Here is a 409-nt window from a genome sequence, read left to right on the forward strand (position 1 = left end):
GGTGGCGGTCACCGCCGCCGAGGCGGACGTCCGCCCCCTCCTGGGCCCGGGCGTGGACATCGCCGCCGTCAACGGGCCGCGTGCCGTGGTCCTTTCCGGTGAGGAGCACGCCGTCACGGCCGTGGAGGAGCAGCTGGCCGCGCTGGGCCACCGGACCCAGCGCCTGCGCGTGAGCCACGCCTTCCACTCCTCCCTCATGGAGCCGATGCTCGCCGAATACCGCCGCGTCCTCCAGGTCGTCGAGTACGCGGCGCCGCGGGTGCCGGTGGTGTCCGGTGTGTCGGGCGCGGTGGCGTCGGTGGAGGAGCTGTGCTCGCCGGAGTACTGGGTGCGTCAGGTCCGGGAGGCGGTGCGGTTCGCCGACGGGGTGCGCACCCTGGCGGACATGGGGGTGCGGACCGCTCTGGAG

The 409-nt window shown here is 74.8% G+C and carries 1 protein-coding gene; it reads left to right on the top strand.

The genetic code is table 11. The features are described from left to right. Positions 1 to 409, top strand: a 409-nt coding sequence (locus JL475_RS39395) for an acyltransferase domain-containing protein (protein WP_202282981.1), incomplete at both ends; no start/stop codon positions are given.

This window comes from Streptomyces sp. M2CJ-2 (genome assembly GCF_016757295.1).
Classification (GTDB): Bacteria; Actinomycetota; Actinomycetes; order Streptomycetales; family Streptomycetaceae; genus Streptomyces.